Raw genomic sequence first — 20982 nt, 5'->3', positions numbered from 1 at the left:
GGTTCGGGAAGGGTTCGAGGCAGATCGTCGTGCCGTGCTAGTTGTTCCGAGCCAGGAAGTCGGTGATCGTCTTCGCGATCACTGTGGACTGGGTCCAGTGCAGGTAGTGCCCGCCCTTGAGCACGACGATCTTGTGCTGCTGAACGTTCTGGAGCTGCGTTTCGTGGGCTTTCTGCCAGTCGGGGTCGGAGTCGATCGTGTCCTGGGCGAGGAAGTCGAGCACGGGCAGGCCGTCGGGGTAGCGGAGCCCCTGCAGTTTCCGGGCGTTGTTGCCCATCTCCAGCGTTTCGTCGGTGAGGGCGGGGTTGTAGAAGTTCCAGCTCGACATCAGGCGGAGGCGTTCTCGCTCACTGGCCGTGAAGGCGTCGCCGGCCGGTTCGGCCAGGCTGGGCGCGATCGAGTCGACCCAGCGCACGAGCCCGGTGACGGACGGGATCCGGGACCAGGGGATGCCACCGTGGGAGCCGGTCGAGGTGCCGACCGAAGGCGCGCCCAGCTTGCCGGCGGACACGGTCGGATCGATCCCAATGACGGCGGACAGTTCCTCCGGGTAACGGTTGGCGTAGGCGAGGGTGTAGAAACCGGAGATGGAGTGTCCGGCCAGTACGTACGGTGCGGGGACATGGAGCCCGGTGAGTGCCTCGTGGAGTTCGGTCGTGATGTTCTCCACAGTGCGGGCGGGGGCGGTCATGTCGCTGTAGCCGTAGCCGAAACCCTCGACGACGATGACCTTGCGGTTGCCGAGCGCCCGGATCAGCGGGGCGAAATCCAGCGCGGGCGCCGCGGTGCCGAGACCGCTGAGCAGCACGATCGCCGGGCCGACGGTTCCGGACTGGTAGACGTTCAGCGAGCCGGCGCTGATCTCGATCCGTTCCCCGTAGGGCGTGATGCTCGAGCGCTCAGCGCCCTCCAGGGCCAGGTTCGCGCCCGTGGACACGAGGGTCAAACCGACGGCAGCCGCAGCCACGATCCCGGTGATGCGGAGCCTCCGTGCCCACGGCCGGCGACGGCTGTCGGGAACGGACGGGGTGGAGACCGTAGCCGGTTCGGCCGGGCGGCGAGAGAAGTTGAGCATGGGCTTTCTCCTTTGTCGAAGTGGTGGCGGTGACGGCGGGGCCGGGAGACCCTCGCCGCTAAGTCGTACACGAGTGTTGGACTTTGTTTCTCATAAACTATACACACGTGTCTGAGATGTCAAGACTTATTTTCAGGTCGAGATGTCAGCCCCGTCGCTGCCGCCGAATGAAAGAAGTTTCCTCAACTCATTTCATATCTCAAACAAGTATGTATAAGTTAGTGGGTATGAGAATGCCCCGATCTGATTCGACTCGGAACAAGAACGCGATCATGGACGCGACCCTGGCCTGCCTGAATGAGAAGCCTCGCGCGACCGTCGCTGAGATCGCCATCGCGGCGGGCGTGGCCAGGGGTACGGTGTACGAGTACTTCGCCACACGGGAGGAACTCATCGGCGCTGTCTTCGAGCGGACGATCAGTCGGACCGAGGCCCAGTTGGCGGCTCTGGACCTGGCCAGGGCGCCGTGGGAGTGCCTGGAGGATCTGGTCCGATCGTCCTGGCGGATATTCGCCCAGTCCACCGGGTTCCTCGAGGCCGCACAACACGAGGTCCCGACAGAACGCGTCCGCGACTTCCACGATCGCCCCCTGCTGCTCCTGCAGCCCCTGCTCGTCTCCGGGCGATCCGAGGGGGTCTTCCGGACCGACCTCACCGTCGGGCTGCAGGCGGCCTGCCTGTACGCGATCCTGCACGTTGCCGGGTCCGAGATCAGGGCCGGCCGGCTCGCCGAAAACGACGCATCCCGGGTGCTCCGCGACACGCTTCACGCTCTCCTCTCCCCGGTCGAACCACTCCGACTCGGGCGGCGATCATGAGCCGCAGGCGCCGCGCCGCTCTGGTGACGCTCATTTCCGCCCAGTTCGTCGTCATGCTCGACACGGCCGTGGTCAACGTCGCCCTGCCGTCCATCCAGCACGACCTGGGCCTCACCCAGACGGGCGTGGCGTGGGTGGTCAACTCCTATTTCCTGGCGTTCGGCGGCTTCCTGCTGTTGTCCGGGCGCGCCTCCGACTTGTTCGGCAACCGACGGATGTTCATGGCCGGGGCAGCACTCTTCACGGCGACGACGCTGATGGCCGGGTTTGCTCCCACCGAAGCGGTGCTCATTCTCGCCCGCTCGCTGCAGGGTCTGGGTGCCGCGGTGCTCAGCCCGGCCGCCATGTCGATCATCCTGCTGCAATTCCCCGGTGACGAGCGGGCCAGGGCCATGGGCGCGTGGGGCGCCGCCTCGGCGGCGGGAGGGGCCGTCGGCGTCTCGGTCGGGGGCCTGATCACCGCGGCTGCCGGCTGGCAATGGGTGTTCTTCCTCACCGTGCCCGTCACCCTCCTCGCGTTCGTCTGCGCGCCACTGCTCGTCGTCGGTCCATCGGGGCCCAGGGTTCGGCGTTCCTTCGACTTGCGGGGGGCGATCTCCGTGACCGGAGGCGCACTCGCCCTGATCTATGCGACCCTCTCGATCGCCGACCAGGGCTGGTTCTCCGTTCAGGCCGTCGGCGGAGCGCTGGCCGGCATCGGCCTGATCGTCGGATTCGTCGTCATCGAGCGCCACGCCGTCGACCCGATCATCCCCCTCACCCTGTTCCGCGAACGAACGGTGTCGGCCGGAGTCGTCGTGGGTCTCCTCGGCGGCGCGGCGCGGGTGTCGACCTTCTTCCTCAGCGCCCTGTACCTCCAGCAGGTGCTGGAGCTCGAACCGGGCACGGCCGGCATGGCAATGCTGCCCACATCGATCGCGGGATTCCTGGTGTCCCTGCTTCTCCTGCCCCGGATCATTCGCACATTGGGCGCCGCGCGCACGCTGACCCTGGGCCTGCTGTTGCTCGCCTGCGGACACCTCTGGCTCTCGCGCACCCCGCCCGGCGCCGGGTACGGCCTCGACGTGTTTCCGGGGCTGCTCCTGGCCGCCGCCGGCGTCGCGCTCAGCTTCACGCCGTCAACGATGGTGATCGCTTCCGGGGTTCCGTCGACGATGCCGGGCCTGGCATCCGGGCTGTCGAATGCCAGCTCTCAGATCGGCGCCGCCGTGGGAATCGCGGCATTCAGTGCCGCCGCCGCGCTCAGTGCCCGCGAGGCCGGCGCGGCCCGGATCGCCGACGTGCCGGCCCTCGCCGCCGGATTCCATGCGGCATTCATCGCCGCCGGCCTGGTCGCGGCGCTCGGCGCCCTGGTCGCCCTCTGCTTCCTCCGGCCCGCGGCGGCCGGCCTCCGGCAGGCAGTCCGACCCGAACCACTCTCGGACTCAACCACAAGAAAGGTGAACGTGCCATGACACGCAACATTGGAATCCTCCTCTTCGACGACGTCGAAGAACTCGACGCGGTCGGCCCGTGGGAGGTGCTGGCGTATTGGACCCTCACCTTCCCCGAAGACGGGTATGCGGTATCGATGCTGTCCAGGGACGGCAAGCCGGTGCTCGCGTCCAAGGGCCTCACCCTGGGCGCGCACCCTTCGTTCGCGGACGCTCCCGACTACGACGTCGTCCTTCACCCGGGCGGCAACGGAACCCGGACATTGATGAGGGACCCGGAACACCTCGACTGGGTACGGGCGCAGAACGCGAAGACGCCGCTGATGACCAGCGTGTGCTCCGGCGCCCTCGTCTACGCCGCTGCCGGCCTGTTGCGGAATCGGCCGGCCACGACCTACTGGGGGGCCCTCGGCCTGCTCGCCGAACTCGACCCGACCATCACGGTGCGAGAGCAGGACCGGTACGTGGACGACGGTGATGTCATCACCAGCGCCGGCGTGAGCGCGGGCATCGACATGGCGCTGCACCTGGTGCGGCGCCTTGCCGGTCTCGAGCGCGCCCGCGCCGTGCGCCGGGGAATCCAGTACGACCCGGAGCCGCCGGTCTGAGGCGAGGGGGCGGTCTTCGGGCCGTGGCCATCCGCGCCGCGACTACGGCAGACTGTAACCACACACGAGTGACCCTGCCCCGGCAGGATGGTTGCATTTTCGATCGGCGTTAACGACGACACCTGGAGAGACAATGAGCAAATACACAGTCACGAACCCGGCGACCGGAGCCAGCGGATCGAGTTTTCCCCTCGCCACCGATGATGAGGTGACCGCAGCCATCGGGGCCGCGGACCGTGCCCACAGTGAGTTCTCTCGCGGCACGTCGGTCGCCGAGCGCGCGGCCCTCATGCAGCGGGTCGCCGACCTGCACACCGAGCGCCGCGAGCACCTGGCCGAGCTCATCGTGCGCGAAATGGGCAAGCCCGTCGAGCAGGCCCTCGGCGAGGTCGACTTCTCGGCGGACATCTACTCGTACTACGCCACCCACGGCGAGGCGTTCCTGGCCGACGAGCCGATCGAGCTGCTCGGAGGCGACGGATCGGCCTTCATCCGCAACGCCTCCCTGGGTGTGCTCCTCGGCATCATGCCGTGGAACTTCCCGTACTACCAGGTTGCCCGGTTCGCCGGCCCGAACCTGGTGCTCGGCAACACGATCCTGCTCAAGCACGCCTCGCAGTGCCCCGAATCCGCCGCCGCCATCGAAGAGATCTTCGCGGATGCCGGGTTCCCGGCCGGCGCGTACCGCAACCTCTACGCGTCCAGCGCTCAGATCGCCGACATCATCATTCCGGATCCCCGAGTCTGCGGCGTGTCCCTGACCGGCTCGGAGGGTGCCGGCGCGGCCGTCGCCGAGGTCGCCGGCCGCAACCTCAAGAAGGTAGTGCTCGAGCTGGGCGGTTCAGACCCGTTCATCGTGCTCAGCACCGACAACCTCGACGAAGCCGTCGACGCGGCCGTCGCGGCGCGCATCGACAACTCCGGCCAGTCGTGCAACGCCGCGAAGCGCTTCATCGTGATCGACGACCTGTTCGACGCCTTCGTGGAGAGCTTCACGGCGAAGATCACCGGCAACGTGCCGGCCGACCCCACGTCGCCGGAGACCACGCTCGGCCCGCTCTCCTCCCTCGGCGCCGCCGAGGGCCTCGAGGAACAGGTCCAGCGCGCCGAGGCCCAGGGCGCGACCGTTCACGCCCGGGGGAGCCGAAAGGGCGCCTTCTTCTCGCCCACGGTCCTCACCGATGTCTCCCCGGAGAGCGACGCCTACCGGGAGGAATTCTTCGGCCCGGTTGCCGCGATCTACCGCGTGCAGAACGAGGCCGAGGCGGTGCAGGTGGCCAACGACATCCCCTACGGCCTCGGCTCCTACCTGTTCACCACGGACCCCGAGCAGGCCCTGCGCGTGGCCGACCTGATCGACGCCGGGATGGTCTTCATCAACGGCTCGCTCCTGGACAGCCCGGAACTTCCGTTCGGTGGTGTCAAGCGGTCCGGGTTCGGCCGCGAACTGGGACGCTTCGGCATCGCGGAGTTCGCCAACAAGAAGCTCATTCGCATCCTCAAGTAATGGTCGAGCCCGGCAGGCCGACCTCTCGGCCTGCCGGGCCCACCCGCCGATTTCCTGCCACGAATCGGGCCGGCAGACCTAAGCTGGGGCCGTGAACAGTGATCCCGCAGCCCAGGTCGCCCGCGCGGCCAAACGAAGTACCACGTTACAGGCGCTGGCCCGCCTCGGCTTCGCCGTCAACGGCCTGCTGCACATCCTGATCGCCGGCATCGCCATCGCCGTTGCGGTCGGCGGCGGCGGAACCGCCGACCAATCCGGGGCGCTCGGCCAGCTCGCGGCGAGCCCCGGCGGGGTCTTCGTGCTCTGGACCGTGGTGGTGGGGCTGTTCGCCCTCGGGCTCTGGCTGCTCCTCGGGGCATTCCTGATCCAGGGTGCCGACCCGAAGCGCAAATGGTCGCATCGGGTCGTCGAGGTCAGCAAGGCCGCCGTCTACCTCCTGCTCGCGGGGACAGCGGCGACCTTCGCCTTCGGGGGCACAACGGATTCGGCCACCAGCACCCGCGACGCCAGCGCCGCACTGATGAAGGCTCCGGGTGGGGTGTTCGTGCTCCTGCTCGGCGGCCTCGTCGTGCTGGGAATCGGTGTCTACTTCGTGCGCAAGGGCGCGCTCAGGAAGTTCACCGCCGACCTCTCGGTGCCCGCCGGCGCCGCCGGCCGGGCGATCATCGCCCTGGGAATCGCCGGTTACATCGCCAAGGGCGTCGCGCTGATCGTGGTGGCGGTGCTCATCCTGGTGGCGGCGTTCACCCTGGACCCGAGCAAGTCGACCGGGCTCGACGGAGCCCTGAAGGGCCTGGCGGCCCTGCCCTTTGGCGGGGTCATCCTGGGCGTGATCGGAGTGGGGCTCCTCGCCTACGGGGTGTACTGCTTCGCCCGGGCCTGGCGCGCCCGGCTCACCTGACGGGGTCGGCCGTCTCCACCGGGTCGGCCGTCTCCGCGACCGGCGAGGCGCGCCAGGTGTCGAAGGCGATCACACAGCCCAGGATCAGCAGGGACAGCGAGACGGATGCCAGCGCATCCGTTGCCCAGTGATAGCCGAGGTAGACCCGGCTGACGGCAGCGGCAATGATGCAGACCGCCGCGACGCCGAACCCGGCGACGGCACCGCGGGTGCTCCACCGGCGTGACAGCACGAGATAGGCCGTGAGCAGGACGAAGTCCGACGCGCCGAGGACATGGCCGGACGGAAATGAGAACGATGGATCCGGGCCGAAGAGCATGAGCTCGGTCGGCGGTCGGTGCCGGTTGACCGAGTGCCCGATGATCTGCGCCAGCACGACCCCGGTCAGCATGGCCGTCGCCAGCACGAGCGGCCGCCAGGCGTGCCGGGTGACGATGCCCCAGGTGAGTGCCACAACGAGGAGGATGATCGGCAGTGCGATCGGCCCGAAGACGATGGCCAGCCCGATCATGACCGCTGTCAGGCTCGGGGACCGTCCGGCCGCCAGCCACTCCTGCACGGGCGCGTCGATGGCGGTGAGGCCATTCCGGCCGAGCACCGAGAGGAGGATGACCGTGAAGCACAGCGCGCCGAGACCGGCCAGGCCGGCCGCAACCAGCTGGAGTCGCCGCCGGGTGGCCGGCTCGAGGGGCCTGGCTTCGACGATGAGCCGTGCGTGCAGCGTCCGGAGCACGGGGGAGAGGCGGGCCGGCCGGCTGCCCGCGAGGGCGTGCTCGCCGTCGAGTCTCGCCGCAACGGGCGCCCAGAGCACGACCGCGACGCCGATCCCGAGGAACAGCGCGCCGACGGTGTCGGTGAGCCAGTGCGCGCCCAGGTAGGTTCGGCTGATCATCATCAGGACCGTGTACACGGACCCGGCCACCCAAACCCACACCCGCGGGAAGAGGAGCGCCAGAACCACGGCCATGGTCGCCGCATTGGCCACATGCCCGGACGGGAATGAACCGAAATCCAGGTTCGTCAGGACGTTCTCCGGGCGGGCCCGGCCGAAGAGGGTCTTGAGCACTTGGACGAGGCCGCCGGTCAGCAGCGAAGCCGTGAGGAAGTAGCCGGCGGCCCAGGGGCGTCTTGCCAGCAGCAGTGCGCCGGATATCAGGACGGGCAGGACCAGGATGGCGACCAGACCCCCTCCGAGGGAATCCATCGCCAGGGCCAGGACGTCCCAGACCGGCGCGCGATTCTCGATCAGCTCCGTCATCCACTCGGTGTCGATGGACAGCGGCATCCCGTTCTCGCGCAGCGCGATCAGGGTGCCGAGGGCCACGGCGAGTGCGAGGGTGACCACGCCGCTGATCAACGGCCATCGATACGAGACGCGTTTGGCTCCCGGCCGGGCCGCCACCACAGGGGCCTTCTGCATTTCCATTTGACCAATGTTAGGTCGTCATCGGCAGGAGAGGGGCTCGCTGGGTGCCGGATTCACCTTCGAACCCTCTTGCCACTTGCCCCTTGATACCCTGGGGGGTATGCTGGAATCTCCGTTGGAACAATCAAGGAGCGCCCCATGTGCAGTGCAGTCCGTTGTAACCGTTGTGGCAAGATCACTTGGGCCGGATGCGGCGAACACGTCGCCAGCGTCATGGCCGATGTTCCGCCCGAGCAGCGTTGCACCTGCAACTAGCCTCCTGCGCAAGCGGCCCGTCCCGGCTGCACGGCCTTCGCGCCGGTGCGACCCGGCTTCCTAGTGGTGGTGTCTGGCGAGTCGGTACATCGTCCAGTTCAGGCGCACGAAGCGCAGGAACTGCAGGATGAGATTGCGCCGGCGCCGCAATTCGCGGGCCGCGGGCAGCGGTGCCGCGTTGATTCGGCGCTGGGTGTCGTCCATGCTGTTCTCCGTTGGATCGAGTCGTCTGGTGCGGGCTATTCGGGGATGAGATACCAGAGCGGATAGGCCTTGGCCTTGTAGATGAACATCGTGTGCAGCATCCGTTTCACCCAGTGCGCCGCCAGGCCGATGTCCCCTGTCGTTTCCTTCGGATCCCGGCCGGCCGTATCCGGGTAGCGGGAGTAGTCGGGCACGATCGGCGACATCGACATGGCCGCGGCAGTCCCGGAGCGCATCCCGGTGCCCGTCGACGCGATGCAGGCGGCCGCCATCTCGCCCATCGACGCGGTGTGGGTCGGCTCGGCAGCACCGTGGAGGATCATGTCGGCGATGGTCATCGCGACGACCTTCCCCATCGAGCCGGAAGGCATGCCCGTGCGCGGGGGAGCCGGCGCGATGGCAATCCCGTCGGGAGTGGCGTACGGCCGGGAGATCGCGTGCGGCGGAGCGAAGGCGATCCCGATTCCGAAGACGTTGCGATAGCTCGGGTTCTGGTACGTCTTCGGCCAGTCCGCTGCCGTCCACTGTTCGAAGGGCTTGGCCTCGTAGTTCGCGTCGACCCGGATGAAGCCGTTGGGGGCGAAGACCGTGTCGGTGATCTCGGCTCCGCCGCGGTCGAACACCTCGAGGCCGACGCCCCGGAACGGCGGCAGGAGCATGGCGAAGTCGAAGGGCTGGGTGTTCGCGCTGCCGTCGATTTGCCGGTAGTGGATCAGCCCGGGTTCGATCTCGGTCACTGCGGCCTGGGTGATCGCCTTCATCTTCCGCTCGCGGAAGAGCGATTCCATCCAGGCCTCGCTCGTGATCCGGCGGCCGGCCTGGCTGAAGGTCATTCCGCCCACGCCGAAGTCGCCCAGTTCGTGTTCATTGGTCAGGTAGATGACCTCGGCCCGGTCCCGGACCCCCGCGGCACGGAGCTCGTGCTCGACGTTGAACGCGTACTCGAAGGCTGCACCCTCGCAAGTGCAGGTGCCGTGACCCACCCCGATCACCAGCGTCTGGAGCTCGCCCGCTTTCAGCTTTTCGATGACGGCGGCCAGGTGCGCGGCGGCATCGACGGCATGGCTGGGCGTGCAGACCGAGACGGTGTTGCCGGCATCCGGGCCGAGCCCGGGGGTCGCCGCGAAATTCAGTTTGGGGCCGGTGGCGTTGATCAGGTAGTCGTAGCGGATGCGTTCGGTCCGGCCGACTCGCTTCGGATCGGTGTAGACCACGTCGACGGCGCCCTGGGGATTGTCGGCATCACCTTCCGGGCGCAGGGCGACGGCCCTGGCCTGACGGAAATCGATCTTCTTGCGCCGGTAGATCGGGGCGAGTGGGAAGACCACCCTGTCGGGGCTCATCTTGCCGACGCCGACCCAGATGTTCGAGGGGATCCAGTTCCACTGCGAGTTGGGCGACACCACGACGACCTCGTGGTCCCTGCCCAGGCGTCGCTTGAGGAACAGCGCCGCGGTGTGCCCGGAGACCCCCGCGCCCAGGATGACGACTCGTGACATCTCAAACCCCACAATCCCAGTTACCGTGCTGTTGACTCGAACCTACTCTGATACCTCAGGGGGTATTGGGACTTTGGTCCCATGATACCCTAGGGGGTATAGCATGGGAGGATGAAAACAGTGATCACAACCCTGGCCCTTGTCCTCACCGCCCTGTTCGGTCTGACCGCATGTTCGTCCGCCGCGCCGGCAGCCCTGCCCGCCGATGCCGTCGTGATCGACGTGCGCACCGCGGGGGAGTACGCGGCCGGTCACCTCGACGGCGCCGTCAACATCGACGTGCAGTCGCCCGACTTCGACAGCCGGATCAGGGCGCTGCCGACGTCCGGCAACTACGTCGTCTATTGCCAGTCGGGCAATCGGTCGGCGGCGGCCGCCGCCCGGCTGGGAGAATTGGGCTACGCCCACGTGACGGATGCCGGTGCCATGTCGGCAGCGGCCGGCTCGACCGGCCTCGCCATCGTCACCACCCCGTAGCGCGGTCGGCTCCGATCCTCGCGGACAGGGGTCAGGGGCGTCCACGGTCGTGGACGCCCCTCACGGGTGGTGTTCCCGTTTAGCCGCCGAATGCGGTCAGGTGGTGCTGCGAGGCGGCGAGCAGGTTCGCGTACACCGCGAGCACGTCAGGAGCCGTGACTCCCTCCCAGGCTGCCGTCAGATCGGCGATGTCCGTCGTCTCGACCGTGCGGGCCGCTTCCCTCGCCGCGTCCAGGCTGACCGAGCCCTGGCTGAGGAGCGTGTCGTAGAGCTTCTGGGCGGCATCGGTCGGGAACTTTCCTGCTTCCAGTCCGACGGTCGGGTCGGTGATGTCGTAGCGCTCGAGGAGCGTGCGAACGACCTCGAGGTGCTTGGTCTCCGACTGCGCCACCCGGCTGAAGACCGTGGCGTCGTACTTCTCGGCGAAAGTGATGTACAGGTCGTGGGCCAGCTTCTCCTCCGCGGCCATCGCGGTGAGCGCGGCCTTCTGCTCGTCCGTCACTGTGCCGCTGGCGACGTCGGCGATGCCGGTTCCCATTCCCTGGCCGGGTTCGTGATCGCCCCGCATGCCGGCACCGTTTGCGGGGCCGGGGCCGGTGCCGTCGGCGACACCGTCGCCCATGCCCATGCCCATGCCCATGCCGGTACCGGCGCTGTCGCCCATGCCGCGGTGCATGTTGCCGGCCTGGCCGGGCATGTCGTCGGAATGGGCGTACGGCTGGCTGCTGGTCACTGCAGGGCCGGGTCCCTGGGCGTCTCCGCCCCGGTTCATGGCCGCAATGCTCGGCGTGGCAATGAGGGCGGTGATGACGACTCCGCTGGCGATCGCCGTGGTGACAATGATTCTCTTGCGCATGGTGTGCTCCTTGGGCTTGGGGTTGTTTCTCCCTACAAGATCCCTCCGCCGCGTGCAGGGGATCTGTCGGGCGTGTGGAGATCGCGTGGAGATCCGGCGCCGCGGCATCCGTGCCTGACCTGACGGATAGGGTGAAGTCATGCCAACAGTGCTGGTCGTCGAGGATGAGCGCGACATCCGGGACGTGCTCCGCCGCTACCTGGAACGGGCGGGGTTTTCCGTGCTCACGACCTCGTCGGGCGCGGAGGCGCTGCGCCTGCTTGCCTCGGCCGACCTGGTGATCCTCGACCTCGGCCTTCCCGACATCGACGGCACGGACATTCTGCGGGAGATCCACGGAATGGGTAACCTGCCGGTGATCGTCCTGACCGCCCGCAGCACAACGGAGGACCGGATCCACGGGCTCGAGCTGGGCGCGGACGACTACGTGACCAAACCCTTCAGTCCCGCCGAGGTGGTGCTCCGCGTGCAGGCCGTGATGCACCGCTACAGCGGCCTGCCCGGCGAGGCCGGTCCGGTCAGCTACGGGAACAGCCGCCTTCGCATTGACGAGGGGTCACACAAGGCCTGGCTGGACGGCGCACTGCTCGACCTGACCCCTACCGAATGGGGGCTCCTGGCCGCGGTCGCCGCCGCGCCCGGCCGGGTGTACTCGCGGTACGAACTCGTCAACCGGGTGCGCGGCTACGAGTACGCGGGCTACGAGCGCACGATCGACTCCCACATCAAGAATCTCCGGCGCAAGCTCGGCGCCTCGGGAGCCGACGTGGTGGAGACCGTGCTCGGCGTCGGCTACCGGCTCGGGCTTCGCCAGGACGAGACACCGTGACCCCCGTCGGCCTGGGACTGGGGCCGCTCGGGCGGCGGCTCCTGCTCGCCTTCGTCCTCGTCGCCGTCTCATCGGTGCTCGTGCTCACCGGGGCGGCCGTGATCGGTGTGGATCGGGGAGTGCAGGTGGCCGAGCAGGCCGACCGTGAGCAGATCGCAGCAGCAGCCGCAGCAGCCGCCGCCGACGCCTACCGGAGGGACGGTGGCTGGGACCGGGCCGATCTGAGCCGGGCCATCGCGATCGCCGACGCCGCGCCGGCCCGGCTCTCCGTTCTCGACCTGGACGGCAACATGGTTCAGACCAGTGGATCCGGCGGCGGACGCCCCAACGGTCAGGGAATGGGCCAGGGGGCCGGAATGAGCCAGAACGTCGTCACCGCGCCGATCCTCAGCGATGGCGGCCAGGTCGGCACGGTCCGGGTGAACTTCGGCGCCATGGCCGGAACCCGGGTGGTCGACGTCGCCTGGTCGTGGATCGCGATGGCCGCGGTCGTCGCGCTCATCGTGGCACTCGGTGCGAGCTGGCTGGTGACTCGGCTGCTCGTCCGGCCGATCCGGAGGATGACCGATGCGGCACGCTCCTTCACCGCGGGGGACCGAGAGTCGCGTGCAGCCGGTCCGGGGCCGGGCGAGCTCGGCGAGCTGGCCGTTGCCTTCAATGGGATGGCGGATGCGGTGGTGCGGTCCGATCGTGATCGGCGGAATCTGACGGCCGACGTGGCCCACGAATTGCGCACCCCGCTGGCGGCGCTGCAGGCGGGGCTGGAGGAACTGCGCGATGGACTGGTGCAGCCCACTCCGGAAGGCCTCGCCGGCCTGCACGACCAATCGCTCCGTCTGGGGAGGGTGGTGGCCGACCTGGCCGAGCTGTCGGCGGTGGAGACCGCCGGGCTGTCCATGCGCCTTTCCACCGTCGACCTCGCGCAGATCGCCCGTGACGAATCCGCCCTCCGAGAGCCGCAGCTGCGGGCGGCGGACCTGAATCTGACTGTCGACCCGGGTGGGCCCGCGTTCGTGCGGGCGGATGCCGACCGCCTGCATCAGGCCGTCGGCAACCTGCTGGCCAATAGCGCCCGGTACTGCCGACCGGGGGACGGGGTAGCACTGACGGTCACGCTCGAGCACGGCCAGGCGGTGCTCCGGGTCGCTGACAGCGGTCCGGGCATTCCGCCGGATGAACTCCCGCACGTTTTCGACCGGCTGTGGCGGGGCCGCGCGGCGGAGCAGGTCGCCGGCTCAGGGATCGGCCTGGCCCTGGTGCGTGAGATCGTGAGCAGCCACGGCGGCACCATCGAGGCGACGTCGGTGCCCGGCGAGGGAACCATCATCTCCATCCGGCTGCCTGTCACGGCTGCCCCCGCAGGCTAGGGGTCACGTCATGTCCCGCCCGTTCACGTCGCCAGATGCTGGATCTCAACGTAGTCGTTGCTGCGCATGCGCACGGCGACGACCGCACCGGACGCGGCAGTGAGGGCCGCCACGACCAGGATGGCGCTGGGAATGCCGAAAGCGTCGGCGAGCAGCCCGGAGAGCACGGCGCCGATTGCGAACCCGCCGTCACGCCACAGTCGGTAGATGCCCACGGAGCGAGCGCGCCATTCGGGGTGGGCGACATCACCGATGGCCGCCAGCAGGGTCGGGTAGACCATGGCGGTGCCGGCCCCGAGCAACACCGCGGCAGCCAGCCAGATGCCGAAACCCTGGCCGACACCGGTCAGGCCCAGCGCGACGGCCTGGACGAGCATCCCTCCCACGATCAGCCATTTGCGGCCGATCCGGTCGGAGAGACCGCCGGTGATGAGCTGGCCGGCGCCCCAGACCGCAGGGTAGACGGCGGCGAGGATGCCGATGCGTTCGATGCTGAGGCCGGCCGCCGCGAAGAGGATGGGGAACAGTCCCCAGGCCAGGCCGTCGTTGAGGTTGTTGACCAGGCCGGCCTGGCTCACCGAGGACAGGGACCGGTCCCGGAAGCTGGTGAGCGTGAACACCTGGCGGTTGGTGAGCGAGGCACCGGCGTCGGCGTGCGCCGAGACGTGGGAGGCCGCCTCGGCCCTGGCATGGTGGTGGGTTTCCCGAACGAAGGCGACGGATAGTCCGAGGCCCAGGGCGATGAAGGCGGCGCCGAGGAGAAACGGGCCGGGGCGAAGCCCGGACGTGGAGGCGATGTATCCGGTGGCCAGCGCGGTGCCGGCGACGCCGAGGTATCCGGCGGCCTCGTTGAAGCCCATCGCCAATCCGCGCCGCTCCGGACCGACGAGGTCCATCTTCATCATCACGGTGGTGGACCAGGTCAGGCCCTGGCTGATCCCGAGCACGAGGTTGGCCGCAACGATCCACTCCCAGGAGGGCCCGAAGATCAGCAGCAGAGGTACAGGGATGGCGATCAGCCAGCCGGCGATGAGCACGGGCCTGCGACCGTAGCGGTCGGAGAGGGTGCCGGCGAAGTAGTTGGTGCCCGCCTTCGCCAGGCCGAAGGCGATGATGTAGGTCAGGGCGCTCGTGTAGCGGTCCAGGTGGAAGACCTGATCGGCCAGGAGCGGCAACACCGTGCGCTCCTGGCCGAGCGTGCCGCCGACGAGCGCGTTCACGGCGACGAGCAGCAGGAACTGGGCGAGGTTCTGCTTCAGTCCCAGCTCAGCCGGGCGGCGCGCCGCATCACGGCGCATCCTGGGGGCTGCGGGGAGGCTCACGATACTGCGTGGCGGCCGACGCGTCAGGCGGAGGCTTGCTGGGCGGCGACGCTGGCGTGTACGGCCGCCATGTCCAGATTCTGGACTCCGGCGATCACCTCGTCCAGGGAGGCGGCGTTGAGCGCTCCGGGCTGGGAGAACACGAGGACCTTGTCGCGGAACGCCATCAGGGTCGGAATGGAACGGATGCCGGCCGCGGCGGCCAGACCCTGTTCGGCCTCGGTGTCGACCTTGGCGAACACGATTTCCGGGTGTTTCACCGACGCGGCAGTGAAGGTCGGCGCGAACATGCGGCACGGGCCGCACCAGCCGGCCCAGAAATCCACGAGCACGATGCTGTTGTCGGTGATGGTCTCGTCGAACGTCTTTTCGGTGATGTCAATGGTAGCCATGAGACCACAATATACCCTATGGGGTATTATGGCAAATACTCGGTGGGGTATTGCTGCCGGAGTGAGTACGAGGGCGGGGTGGGGGTGTCCGACTTGCCATTTGATACCCCCGGGGGTATGTTGTGAACGGTAGGACCGATCCGCATTGAGACCTGGAGGACTTCGAACCATGGATGTCATCGTTATCGAAACCCCGCAATTGGGAGACCGCAGCTACCTGGTGCATGACGGCGCTGTCGCGCTGGTCATCGACCCGCAGCGTGATACCGACCGGGTGGACGCCGTCGCCCGCGAGACCGGGGTCGTGATCACGCACGTCGCCGAGACCCACCTGCACAACGACTACGTGACCGGGGGTTACGAGCTCGCCAGGGCGCACGGCGCACAGTACCTGGTCAACGCCGCCGACCCGGTGAAATTCGACCGGGAACCGGTCACGGACGGCCAGGTCATCCAGGTCGGCAACCTCAGCGTCACCGTCGTCGCCACCCCCGGGCACACGCACACCCACGTCTCGTATATTGTCAGCGACGGCACCACCGAGGCCGTGTTCTCCGGGGGAAGCCTGCTGTTCGGATCTGTCGGCCGCACCGACCTGGTTGCCGCCACGGACACGGTCGGGCTCACCCACGACCAGTACGCGTCCGCGCGCAGGCTCGTCCACGAAGCCGAACACGACGCCGCGCTGTTCCCGACGCACGGTTTCGGCTCGTTCTGCTCCAGCGGCCCCGCCACCGGAGCCGGCTCATCCACCATCGGCGAGCAGCTCACGGCCAACCACGCCCTGACCGACGCCGACGAGGAGCACTTCGTCGCCGACCTGATCGCCAACCTCACCGCCTACCCGTCGTACTATGCGCACATGGCCCCGGCCAACACCCAGGGTCCGGGCCCGGCGAACCTCCAGGTGCCCGAGTCGCTGGATGCCGCCGAACTGGCCCGGAGGCTGGCCGACGGCGAATGGGTCGTCGACCTGCGCAACCGGGTCGCATTCTCCAGCAACCACCTGCAGGGTGCCGTGAGCTTTGAATACGGCAACGGTTCCAACTTCACCACCTACCTCGGCTGGGTGCTGCCCTGGAACGAGCAGCTCACCCTCGTCGGCGCGCACGCCGACGTCGAGGACGCGATCCGTGACCTGTCCCGGATCGGCATCGACTCGCCGGACGCCGCCATCGGCACCGAGCCGCACGCCCTGGCCCCGGACGCCCCGGTCGCCTCGTACCCGCGCGTGGGCTGGACAGAACTGCTGCGCGACCGCGCCGCCGGCGACGTCCTGCTGGACACGCGACGCACCGACGAATTCGGCGACTCCCACCTGCTCGGCGCGATGAACGTGCCCCTCCACGAGCTCCTCTCCCGGATGGATGACATCCCGGCCGGCACGATCTGGGTCCACTGCGGGTCCGGTTACCGTGCCGGAGTCGCCGCGAGCCTTCTGCAGCGCGCAGGCCGGGACGTCGTGCACGTCGACGCGTCCTTCGGCGATGCCGAAGCGGCCGGACTGCCGATGGCCGAGCAAACCGTCTAGCACCGTGTCGGTGCTCCGAACGGCATTCCACCCGGCCGAGAAGCGAAGCCTCCTCGGCAGGGGTGCGGCCGTGGGTGCCCTCCACCTGATCGGCTGGGGGGCACTGTTCGCCCTCGTCCTGCCTGCTGGCGTGCTCACGCCGAACCTGCCCTGGTATGCCGCGATGGTCCTCCCCGTCGTCTTCACGGCCGGAATGGCATTGTTCGACAGCGCGGACGGCGTCCTGATCGGCGTCTTTGCGCTGGCCTGGCTCACCGGGGTCCTGTGGTGGAGATACCGCACCGACCCCTCATTAGAAAGGCATTCATGATGGAACTCACCCCCCAGCAGGTTTCCACCCGGCTTGCTGACGCCCAGATCATCGACGTCCGGGAAGCCGAAGAACTGGTCGACGGGATGATTCCCGGCGCTCGGCACATCCCGCTGGGGCTCATCCCCGACAGCCACGCGGCTCTGGAATCGACCCGGCCCGTCATTCTCGTCTGCCGGAGCGGGCGTCGAAGCGCCGCCGCCGCGGACCACCTGGCAGAGGCAGGATTCGATGCGCACACGATGACGGGAGGCATGCTCGAGTGGGCGGCCGTCGGCCTCCCAATGGTTCTGCCCCAGCTTCCGTGATCGTCACTGCCCTCGTCCTGGGCCTGATCGTCGGGGCGCTGCTGGGCCTGGTCGGCGGGGGTGGGTCGATTCTCGCTGTCCCCGCCCTCGTCTATGGCGTCGGCTTGCCGCTGTCGGAGGCCATCCCGACGTCCCTGATCGTGGTGGGCGCGGCATCTGCCGTAGCGGTGCTCCCGCGGCTCCGGCGCGGCGTGAACTGGCGTCTTGCCATCATCGTCGGCGCGGCCGGTGTGGCCACCGCCTACCTGGGTACGATGGTGAACCGGATGCTCGACCAGCGGGTGCTGCTCGGGGCATTCGCCGTGATCATGGTCATCGCCGGCGTGAGGATGCTCCTGCCGACCAGGTCGGCCGGGGGGCCCTGCGCCCTTCCCGGTGGAGGCGTCCACTGGCGCAGTTGCCTGCCCAGAGCACTGGCCACGGGTGCCGTTGTCGGGTTTCTGACCGGACTGCTCGGCGTCGGTGGGGGATTCCTCATCGTGCCGGCGCTCACGTTGGTCCTCGGCCTGCCGATGGGCGTGACGGTCGGCACCTCGTTGGTCATCATCCTCATCAACTCCGTCGCCGGATTCGCCGCCCACCTTGGCGACGTCCAGATCGACTGGGCCGTCACGGGCGCGTTCGCCGCATCTGCCATGGCCGCGTCCCTGGTGGCGGGCCGACTCGGTCGAGGCCTGTCCGATACGGTCCTCAAGCGGGGCTTCGCTGTCCTGGTGCTCGGCGTCGCCGTCTATGTGGCCGTGCAGGCGCTGATCGGCTAGCCGTGCATCCTGCGCAGCTGGGCTAGGAGAGGGCCAGGAACAACTTCTCGAGCTCCTCGACCCGGAGCGGCTTCCTGGCGCCATCCGTGCCCGTGCCCGTGCCTGTGTCTGTGCCGGTGTCGGTGAGACATTCCTTCATCGCGGTGGAGATGATCGTGAAGCCCGCGCGGCCGATTGCGCTGGACACCGCCGCGAGCTGGGTGACAACGGCCCGGCAGTCCGCTCCGGATTCGACGGCGGCGATGACCGCGGCCAACTGTCCCTGGGCGCGCTTGAGCCGGTTGACGGTCTTGCGCAGGTCGTCGGGCTTCGTCGGTGCGGGGGCGGCAGCGGTCGGCTGGTCGCGGGGGGATGCCGAGGGGCCCGCAGGGTGCGGCGCGGAGTCTGGTGACGATCCCATTCGGTGCTCCTGTGCTGGTGATGTGGTGTCGACGGAAGGGGTACCCGGTCGAGGTTGACCCTCAACAGAATACCCCGTACGGTATAAAATACCCCTTAGGGTATCGATTCTTTTCCGGTATTCACTTCCACCCTGTGATGAGGCCAGCGATGCAGAGTATACGAACCGCCGCCGTCGACCCGGGACGGTCGCCGGCGTCACGGCTGGCAGGTTCCTTCCTGATCGCGGGCGGGTCCCTTCGCCGCTGGCCGGCTCGCCGCTGGTGGGTCGCCCTGGCCGCCGCGGTCGGCACCTACCTGGTGATCGCGATTCCCACCGACCTCATCGATACGCCGTTCTTCGCCCGCGAGGTTGCCCCGACGGCCTGGTCCTGGCCGGTGCTCGCCGTGAGCGCGATCCTCGCCGGGCTCGTGTCTGCCACCTACGTCGCCTACCCGGACGGGGCGACGCCCAGTCGTTCGGAGGGGCGCCTCGGCCTGGCCGGTTGGATGATCACCTTCTTCGCGGTCGGGTGCCCCGTCTGCAACAAGATCGTGCTCCTGGCCCTCGGGGCAAGCGGGGCGCTGCAATTCTTCGAGCCGGTGCAGCCGTACCTCGCCGGGGCATCCATCGTCCTGCTCGGTTGGGCGTTGCACGCGCGCCTCACCCGGGAGAGTTCCTGCGGCCTCGCCGCGGCCGAGCCGGACCGGGAGTCAGTGAGCGCATGAACATTGCCGGCGCGTTCACAGAACTGCGAACCTGGCCCGCCAGGCGGCGGATGATCGCGGGCGGCGTCTCCGCCCTGGTGGTCGGTGCGCTGGTGGTCGCCTCGGGCACCGTGGGATTCGCCGGTGGATCGGTCACGTTCCCCGGTTCGTGGTGGGGCTACCTTGTCGTCGCCGCGGGGTCGGGCCTGGTCGGCCTCATCGTCGCCGGGTATTTCGACGCCCCGATCGGCGCGGCGGCGACGATGTGCGATCTGCGCTGGCCCGTGCTCGGTATGATCTCGATCTATCTCTCGACCGACCTGCGCACCACGGTGCCGCTGCTGGCCGAATTCGTTCGGCCGGTCGTGGCGGTCGCCGCGATCGCCTTGCTTGTCTGGGCGCTGCTCGAGCGGCTCGCGAGCGAATACCGCGCCGTGGCCGGCCGGGATCGTTCCGAGATGGCGGGTGCCGACGGTGAAGTCTGCACAACTTGTCGGCCGCTCTTCCCGAACTCCTCCGGCAGATAGCCTCCGGAAGCTCGACTCGCTAGGGTTGTCGGAGCAGGACATTCTCCAATCGGAGAAGATTCATCGTTCGGGAGATCAGATGTCGTCACGGTGGGGGAGGTTCGTCCGGGGCTGGCTCACGGCGTCTTTCGCCGTGTTCGTGGCGGCCTTCTCCCACCTCGTGGCCGGTGGCGCGGCGCCGGGGCTGATGAGCCTGGTGCTCGCCCTGGCGTTCTCCGGCATGGCCTGCGTCGCGTTGGCGGGGAAGACCCTCTCCGTGCTGCGGTCGACGTTCTCCGTGGCATTCAGCCAGATCGTCTTCCATCTGCTGTTCGGCCTTGGGTCCGGCGGCGCAACGTCGCTCGTCATGGCCGGGTCGGGCCACCACCCTCCCGTGACGATGACACCCGGTGCCGTGGCCGCGGTCGACTCCATGGCCATGTCCACCGCAGGGGCCGTGGGTGTCGACGCGTGGATGTGGGCCGCCCACGGCGCCGCCGCGGTGTTGACGATCCTCGCCCTTCACCGGGGCGAGAAGGCCTTCTGGTTCCTCGTCGATCTCGCAGCATCGGGCCTCGCTGTGGTGCTCCACTGGGGCGGCGACCTCGTGCCCGTAGCCGTACGCGCCGCGTGGGCCCCCGTCGTCGCGGCCGATGACTTCGTGCCGACTCCGTTCGACCTCTTGCGGTCAAGCCTCACCCGCCGTGGCCCTCCGGCGACACGCATCGCCTTCTGACCTCTTTTCGGATCACCCCGCACCCTGCGCCGCCGCGACAGTCGGCAACGCCGCAGCCGTCCCTCCCGTCGAACCGGCGGGCCGGCCCGCGCAATCGGTGCTCCGAACCCGCATGACCGGTTGCGAGCCTGCTCGCGCCGCTGACCCCGGAGGCTCACCATGTCCGACCCCACACGATCCCGCTGGGCAGGCGGTGCCCTCGCGACCGTCGCCCTCACACTCTTCCTCGTCGTGAACTCCGCGGTGACCGCGAGTGCCCACGACCAGATCCTGTCGACGACTCCCGCTGACGGGCAGCAGGTCACGGCCGCGCCGACGGAGGTGACCCTGCGTTTCACCGAGGACGTGCTGAGCATCGGTGCAGTCGTCCTCGTCGTCGACGGCCACGGCACCGACTGGACCGACGGGAAGGTGCGGCTCGAGGGGATCGAGGCCACCCAGACGCTCAAGCATGGAGCCCCTGACGGTGCCTACCAGGTGCGCTGGCGGGTCGTCTCTGCGGACGGGCATCCCGTTTCCGGGGCCTTCGCCTTCTCGGTCGGAGCGCTCGCGCCGACGGACTCCACCGTGCCGACGACCGCGACCGCGAAACCGGCCGTGGTCGACTCGGCCGGGGACACCGTTGTCGACGGCGGAATCCCCACCGTCGTCGTCGGGATCATCGGCGCCTCGACCGGAATCGCGCTCTTCGCGCTCGTCTCGTTCCTTGTTCGGAGGCGAATGGGCCGCCGCCAACCCTGAATCTCCTCCGGCCCCGCACCGCGGGACCGCCGAA

24 protein-coding genes are annotated in these 20982 nt (G+C 68.6%); 16 read left to right on the top strand and 8 right to left on the bottom strand.

The annotated features are described in order from the left end of the window. Positions 1–37: 37 nt before the first annotated feature. On the bottom strand, positions 38–1075 hold the full coding sequence (locus tag E3O48_RS01380; RefSeq protein WP_134537050.1) for an alpha/beta fold hydrolase: 1038 nt from the start codon (positions 1073–1075) through the stop codon (positions 38–40). Between the two features lie 272 nt (positions 1076–1347). Here E3O48_RS01380 and E3O48_RS01375 point away from each other — a divergent pair, with 272 nt between their 5' ends. The 5 genes from E3O48_RS01375 to E3O48_RS01355 all read left to right on the top strand — a co-directional run bounded on the left by E3O48_RS01375 (position 1348) and on the right by E3O48_RS01355 (position 6342). Beyond that, on the top strand, positions 1348–1893 hold the full coding sequence (locus E3O48_RS01375) for a TetR/AcrR family transcriptional regulator (protein ID WP_166788579.1): 546 nt from the start codon (positions 1348–1350) through the stop codon (positions 1891–1893). Further along, the gene (locus E3O48_RS01370) at positions 1890–3347 is read left to right on the top strand and encodes an MFS transporter (protein ID WP_134537048.1); all 1458 of its coding nucleotides are present in this window, start codon (positions 1890–1892) and stop codon (positions 3345–3347) included. The genes E3O48_RS01375 and E3O48_RS01370 overlap by 4 nt, the downstream gene beginning before the upstream one ends. Next, entirely contained in the window at positions 3344–3934 is a 591-nt protein-coding gene (locus E3O48_RS01365; protein WP_134537047.1) for a DJ-1/PfpI family protein, read from the top strand. The genes E3O48_RS01370 and E3O48_RS01365 overlap by 4 nt, the downstream gene beginning before the upstream one ends. Positions 3935–4067: 133 nt before the next feature. Continuing rightward, positions 4068–5441, top strand: coding sequence for an NAD-dependent succinate-semialdehyde dehydrogenase (locus tag E3O48_RS01360; protein ID WP_134537046.1), 1374 nt, complete (start codon positions 4068–4070; stop codon positions 5439–5441). A gap of 91 nt (positions 5442–5532) precedes the next feature. After that, positions 5533–6342 (top strand): DUF1206 domain-containing protein, encoded by an 810-nt coding sequence (locus tag E3O48_RS01355; RefSeq protein WP_174774733.1) that lies wholly within the window; start codon positions 5533–5535, stop codon positions 6340–6342. Here the strand turns inward: E3O48_RS01355 and E3O48_RS17905 are convergent. The 3 genes from E3O48_RS17905 to E3O48_RS01345 form a co-directional block, all read right to left on the bottom strand. After that, positions 6335–7768, bottom strand: a complete 1434-nt coding sequence (locus E3O48_RS17905; protein WP_241982351.1) for a phosphatase PAP2 family protein — start codon at positions 7766–7768, stop codon at positions 6335–6337. The genes E3O48_RS01355 and E3O48_RS17905 overlap by 8 nt on opposite strands. Positions 7769–8083: 315 nt before the next feature. After that, positions 8084–8227: a hypothetical protein gene (locus E3O48_RS17495; RefSeq protein ID WP_166788578.1), complete on the bottom strand. Its 144-nt coding sequence runs from the start codon at positions 8225–8227 to the stop codon at positions 8084–8086. Between the two features lie 35 nt (positions 8228–8262). Beyond that, complete coding sequence (locus E3O48_RS01345; RefSeq protein WP_134537045.1) at positions 8263–9726, bottom strand: NAD(P)/FAD-dependent oxidoreductase; 1464 nt, start codon at positions 9724–9726, stop codon at positions 8263–8265. Positions 9727–9837: 111 nt separating this feature from the next. Between E3O48_RS01345 and E3O48_RS01340 the strand changes: the two genes are divergently transcribed. Further along, positions 9838–10203 (top strand): rhodanese-like domain-containing protein, encoded by a 366-nt coding sequence (locus E3O48_RS01340; protein WP_134507303.1) that lies wholly within the window; start codon positions 9838–9840, stop codon positions 10201–10203. Positions 10204–10282: 79 nt separating this feature from the next. On the opposite strand, the gene E3O48_RS01335 is transcribed toward E3O48_RS01340, so the two are convergent. Further along, a complete protein-coding gene (locus E3O48_RS01335; protein ID WP_198413001.1) occupies positions 10283–11059 on the bottom strand; it encodes a DUF2202 domain-containing protein in 777 nt (258 codons plus the stop codon). A gap of 139 nt (positions 11060–11198) precedes the next feature. Here E3O48_RS01335 and E3O48_RS01330 point away from each other — a divergent pair, with 139 nt between their 5' ends. Together E3O48_RS01330 and E3O48_RS01325 are read left to right on the top strand one after the other, a co-directional pair. Further along, on the top strand, positions 11199–11888 hold the full coding sequence (locus E3O48_RS01330) for a response regulator transcription factor (RefSeq protein WP_134537044.1): 690 nt from the start codon (positions 11199–11201) through the stop codon (positions 11886–11888). Beyond that, positions 11885–13255 carry a HAMP domain-containing sensor histidine kinase gene (locus tag E3O48_RS01325; protein ID WP_134537043.1) on the top strand — a complete coding sequence of 457 codons (1371 nt, stop codon included), beginning with the start codon at positions 11885–11887 and terminating at the stop codon, positions 13253–13255. Before E3O48_RS01330 ends, E3O48_RS01325 begins: the two co-directional genes overlap by 4 nt. A 23-nt stretch (positions 13256–13278) precedes the next feature. Here E3O48_RS01325 and E3O48_RS01320 read toward each other — a convergent pair whose 3' ends face one another. Next, positions 13279–14553 (bottom strand): MFS transporter, encoded by a 1275-nt coding sequence (locus E3O48_RS01320; protein WP_134537113.1) that lies wholly within the window; start codon positions 14551–14553, stop codon positions 13279–13281. A 47-nt stretch (positions 14554–14600) separates the two neighbouring features. Further along, positions 14601–14969: a co-chaperone YbbN gene (locus tag E3O48_RS01315; RefSeq protein ID WP_134537042.1), complete on the bottom strand. Its 369-nt coding sequence runs from the start codon at positions 14967–14969 to the stop codon at positions 14601–14603. A gap of 169 nt (positions 14970–15138) precedes the next feature. Between E3O48_RS01315 and E3O48_RS01310 the strand changes: the two genes are divergently transcribed. The 4 genes from E3O48_RS01310 to E3O48_RS01295 are packed head-to-tail and all read left to right on the top strand — an operon-like array spanning position 15139 to position 17879. Continuing rightward, complete coding sequence (locus tag E3O48_RS01310; protein ID WP_134537041.1) at positions 15139–16500, top strand: rhodanese-like domain-containing protein; 1362 nt, start codon at positions 15139–15141, stop codon at positions 16498–16500. Between the two features lie 4 nt (positions 16501–16504). Beyond that, positions 16505–16810, top strand: coding sequence for a hypothetical protein (locus E3O48_RS01305; protein ID WP_134537040.1), 306 nt, complete (start codon positions 16505–16507; stop codon positions 16808–16810). Continuing rightward, entirely contained in the window at positions 16807–17118 is a 312-nt protein-coding gene (locus E3O48_RS01300; RefSeq protein ID WP_134537039.1) for a rhodanese-like domain-containing protein, read from the top strand. Before E3O48_RS01305 ends, E3O48_RS01300 begins: the two co-directional genes overlap by 4 nt. Continuing rightward, the gene (locus E3O48_RS01295; protein ID WP_134507296.1) at positions 17115–17879 is read left to right on the top strand and encodes a sulfite exporter TauE/SafE family protein; all 765 of its coding nucleotides are present in this window, start codon (positions 17115–17117) and stop codon (positions 17877–17879) included. Before E3O48_RS01300 ends, E3O48_RS01295 begins: the two co-directional genes overlap by 4 nt. 22 nt (positions 17880–17901) lie before the next feature. Here E3O48_RS01295 and E3O48_RS01290 read toward each other — a convergent pair whose 3' ends face one another. Beyond that, on the bottom strand, positions 17902–18279 hold the full coding sequence (locus tag E3O48_RS01290; protein WP_134537038.1) for a metal-sensitive transcriptional regulator: 378 nt from the start codon (positions 18277–18279) through the stop codon (positions 17902–17904). Positions 18280–18428: 149 nt separating this feature from the next. Here E3O48_RS01290 and E3O48_RS01285 point away from each other — a divergent pair, with 149 nt between their 5' ends. The 4 genes from E3O48_RS01285 to E3O48_RS01270 all read left to right on the top strand — a co-directional run bounded on the left by E3O48_RS01285 (position 18429) and on the right by E3O48_RS01270 (position 20948). Next, positions 18429–18986 carry a hypothetical protein gene (locus E3O48_RS01285; protein ID WP_241982350.1) on the top strand — a complete coding sequence of 186 codons (558 nt, stop codon included), beginning with the start codon at positions 18429–18431 and terminating at the stop codon, positions 18984–18986. After that, positions 18983–19492, top strand: coding sequence for a hypothetical protein (locus E3O48_RS01280; protein ID WP_134537037.1), 510 nt, complete (start codon positions 18983–18985; stop codon positions 19490–19492). Before E3O48_RS01285 ends, E3O48_RS01280 begins: the two co-directional genes overlap by 4 nt. A 79-nt stretch (positions 19493–19571) precedes the next feature. After that, positions 19572–20207 (top strand): hypothetical protein, encoded by a 636-nt coding sequence (locus E3O48_RS01275; RefSeq protein ID WP_134537036.1) that lies wholly within the window; start codon positions 19572–19574, stop codon positions 20205–20207. A 159-nt stretch (positions 20208–20366) separates the two neighbouring features. Beyond that, entirely contained in the window at positions 20367–20948 is a 582-nt protein-coding gene (locus E3O48_RS01270) for a copper resistance CopC family protein (protein ID WP_134537035.1), read from the top strand. Positions 20949–20982 lie beyond the last annotated feature (34 nt).

The organism is Cryobacterium sp. HLT2-28, assembly GCF_004402495.1.
Lineage (GTDB): Bacteria > Actinomycetota > Actinomycetes > Actinomycetales > Microbacteriaceae > Cryobacterium > Cryobacterium mannosilyticum.
This window is presented reverse-complemented; position numbering and strand designations above follow the sequence as displayed.

Excerpts from the sequence above, each read along its gene's own strand:
- E3O48_RS01270 (WP_134537035.1), top strand. The coding sequence starts at position 20,367 with ATGTCCGACCCCACACGATCCCGCTGGGCAGGCGGTGCCCTCGCGACC.
- E3O48_RS01360 (WP_134537046.1), top strand. The coding sequence starts at position 4,068 with ATGAGCAAATACACAGTCACGAACCCGGCGACCGGAGCCAGCGGATCG.
- E3O48_RS01300 (WP_134537039.1), top strand. The coding sequence starts at position 16,807 with ATGATGGAACTCACCCCCCAGCAGGTTTCCACCCGGCTTGCTGACGCC.
- E3O48_RS17905 (WP_241982351.1), bottom strand. The coding sequence starts at position 7,768 with ATGGAAATGCAGAAGGCCCCTGTGGTGGCGGCCCGGCCGGGAGCCAAA.
- E3O48_RS01330 (WP_134537044.1), top strand. The coding sequence starts at position 11,199 with ATGCCAACAGTGCTGGTCGTCGAGGATGAGCGCGACATCCGGGACGTG.
- E3O48_RS01290 (WP_134537038.1), bottom strand. The coding sequence starts at position 18,279 with ATGGGATCGTCACCAGACTCCGCGCCGCACCCTGCGGGCCCCTCGGCA.
- E3O48_RS01315 (WP_134537042.1), bottom strand. The coding sequence starts at position 14,969 with ATGGCTACCATTGACATCACCGAAAAGACGTTCGACGAGACCATCACC.
- E3O48_RS01345 (WP_134537045.1), bottom strand. The coding sequence starts at position 9,726 with ATGTCACGAGTCGTCATCCTGGGCGCGGGGGTCTCCGGGCACACCGCG.
- E3O48_RS01320 (WP_134537113.1), bottom strand. The coding sequence starts at position 14,553 with ATGCGCCGTGATGCGGCGCGCCGCCCGGCTGAGCTGGGACTGAAGCAG.
- E3O48_RS01375 (WP_166788579.1), top strand. The coding sequence starts at position 1,348 with ATGGACGCGACCCTGGCCTGCCTGAATGAGAAGCCTCGCGCGACCGTC.
- E3O48_RS17495 (WP_166788578.1), bottom strand. The coding sequence starts at position 8,227 with ATGGACGACACCCAGCGCCGAATCAACGCGGCACCGCTGCCCGCGGCC.
- E3O48_RS01275 (WP_134537036.1), top strand. The coding sequence starts at position 19,572 with ATGTCGTCACGGTGGGGGAGGTTCGTCCGGGGCTGGCTCACGGCGTCT.
- E3O48_RS01340 (WP_134507303.1), top strand. The coding sequence starts at position 9,838 with ATGAAAACAGTGATCACAACCCTGGCCCTTGTCCTCACCGCCCTGTTC.
- E3O48_RS01285 (WP_241982350.1), top strand. The coding sequence starts at position 18,429 with ATGCAGAGTATACGAACCGCCGCCGTCGACCCGGGACGGTCGCCGGCG.
- E3O48_RS01310 (WP_134537041.1), top strand. The coding sequence starts at position 15,139 with ATGGATGTCATCGTTATCGAAACCCCGCAATTGGGAGACCGCAGCTAC.
- E3O48_RS01365 (WP_134537047.1), top strand. The coding sequence starts at position 3,344 with ATGACACGCAACATTGGAATCCTCCTCTTCGACGACGTCGAAGAACTC.
- E3O48_RS01280 (WP_134537037.1), top strand. The coding sequence starts at position 18,983 with ATGAACATTGCCGGCGCGTTCACAGAACTGCGAACCTGGCCCGCCAGG.
- E3O48_RS01370 (WP_134537048.1), top strand. The coding sequence starts at position 1,890 with ATGAGCCGCAGGCGCCGCGCCGCTCTGGTGACGCTCATTTCCGCCCAG.
- E3O48_RS01335 (WP_198413001.1), bottom strand. The coding sequence starts at position 11,059 with ATGCGCAAGAGAATCATTGTCACCACGGCGATCGCCAGCGGAGTCGTC.
- E3O48_RS01380 (WP_134537050.1), bottom strand. The coding sequence starts at position 1,075 with ATGCTCAACTTCTCTCGCCGCCCGGCCGAACCGGCTACGGTCTCCACC.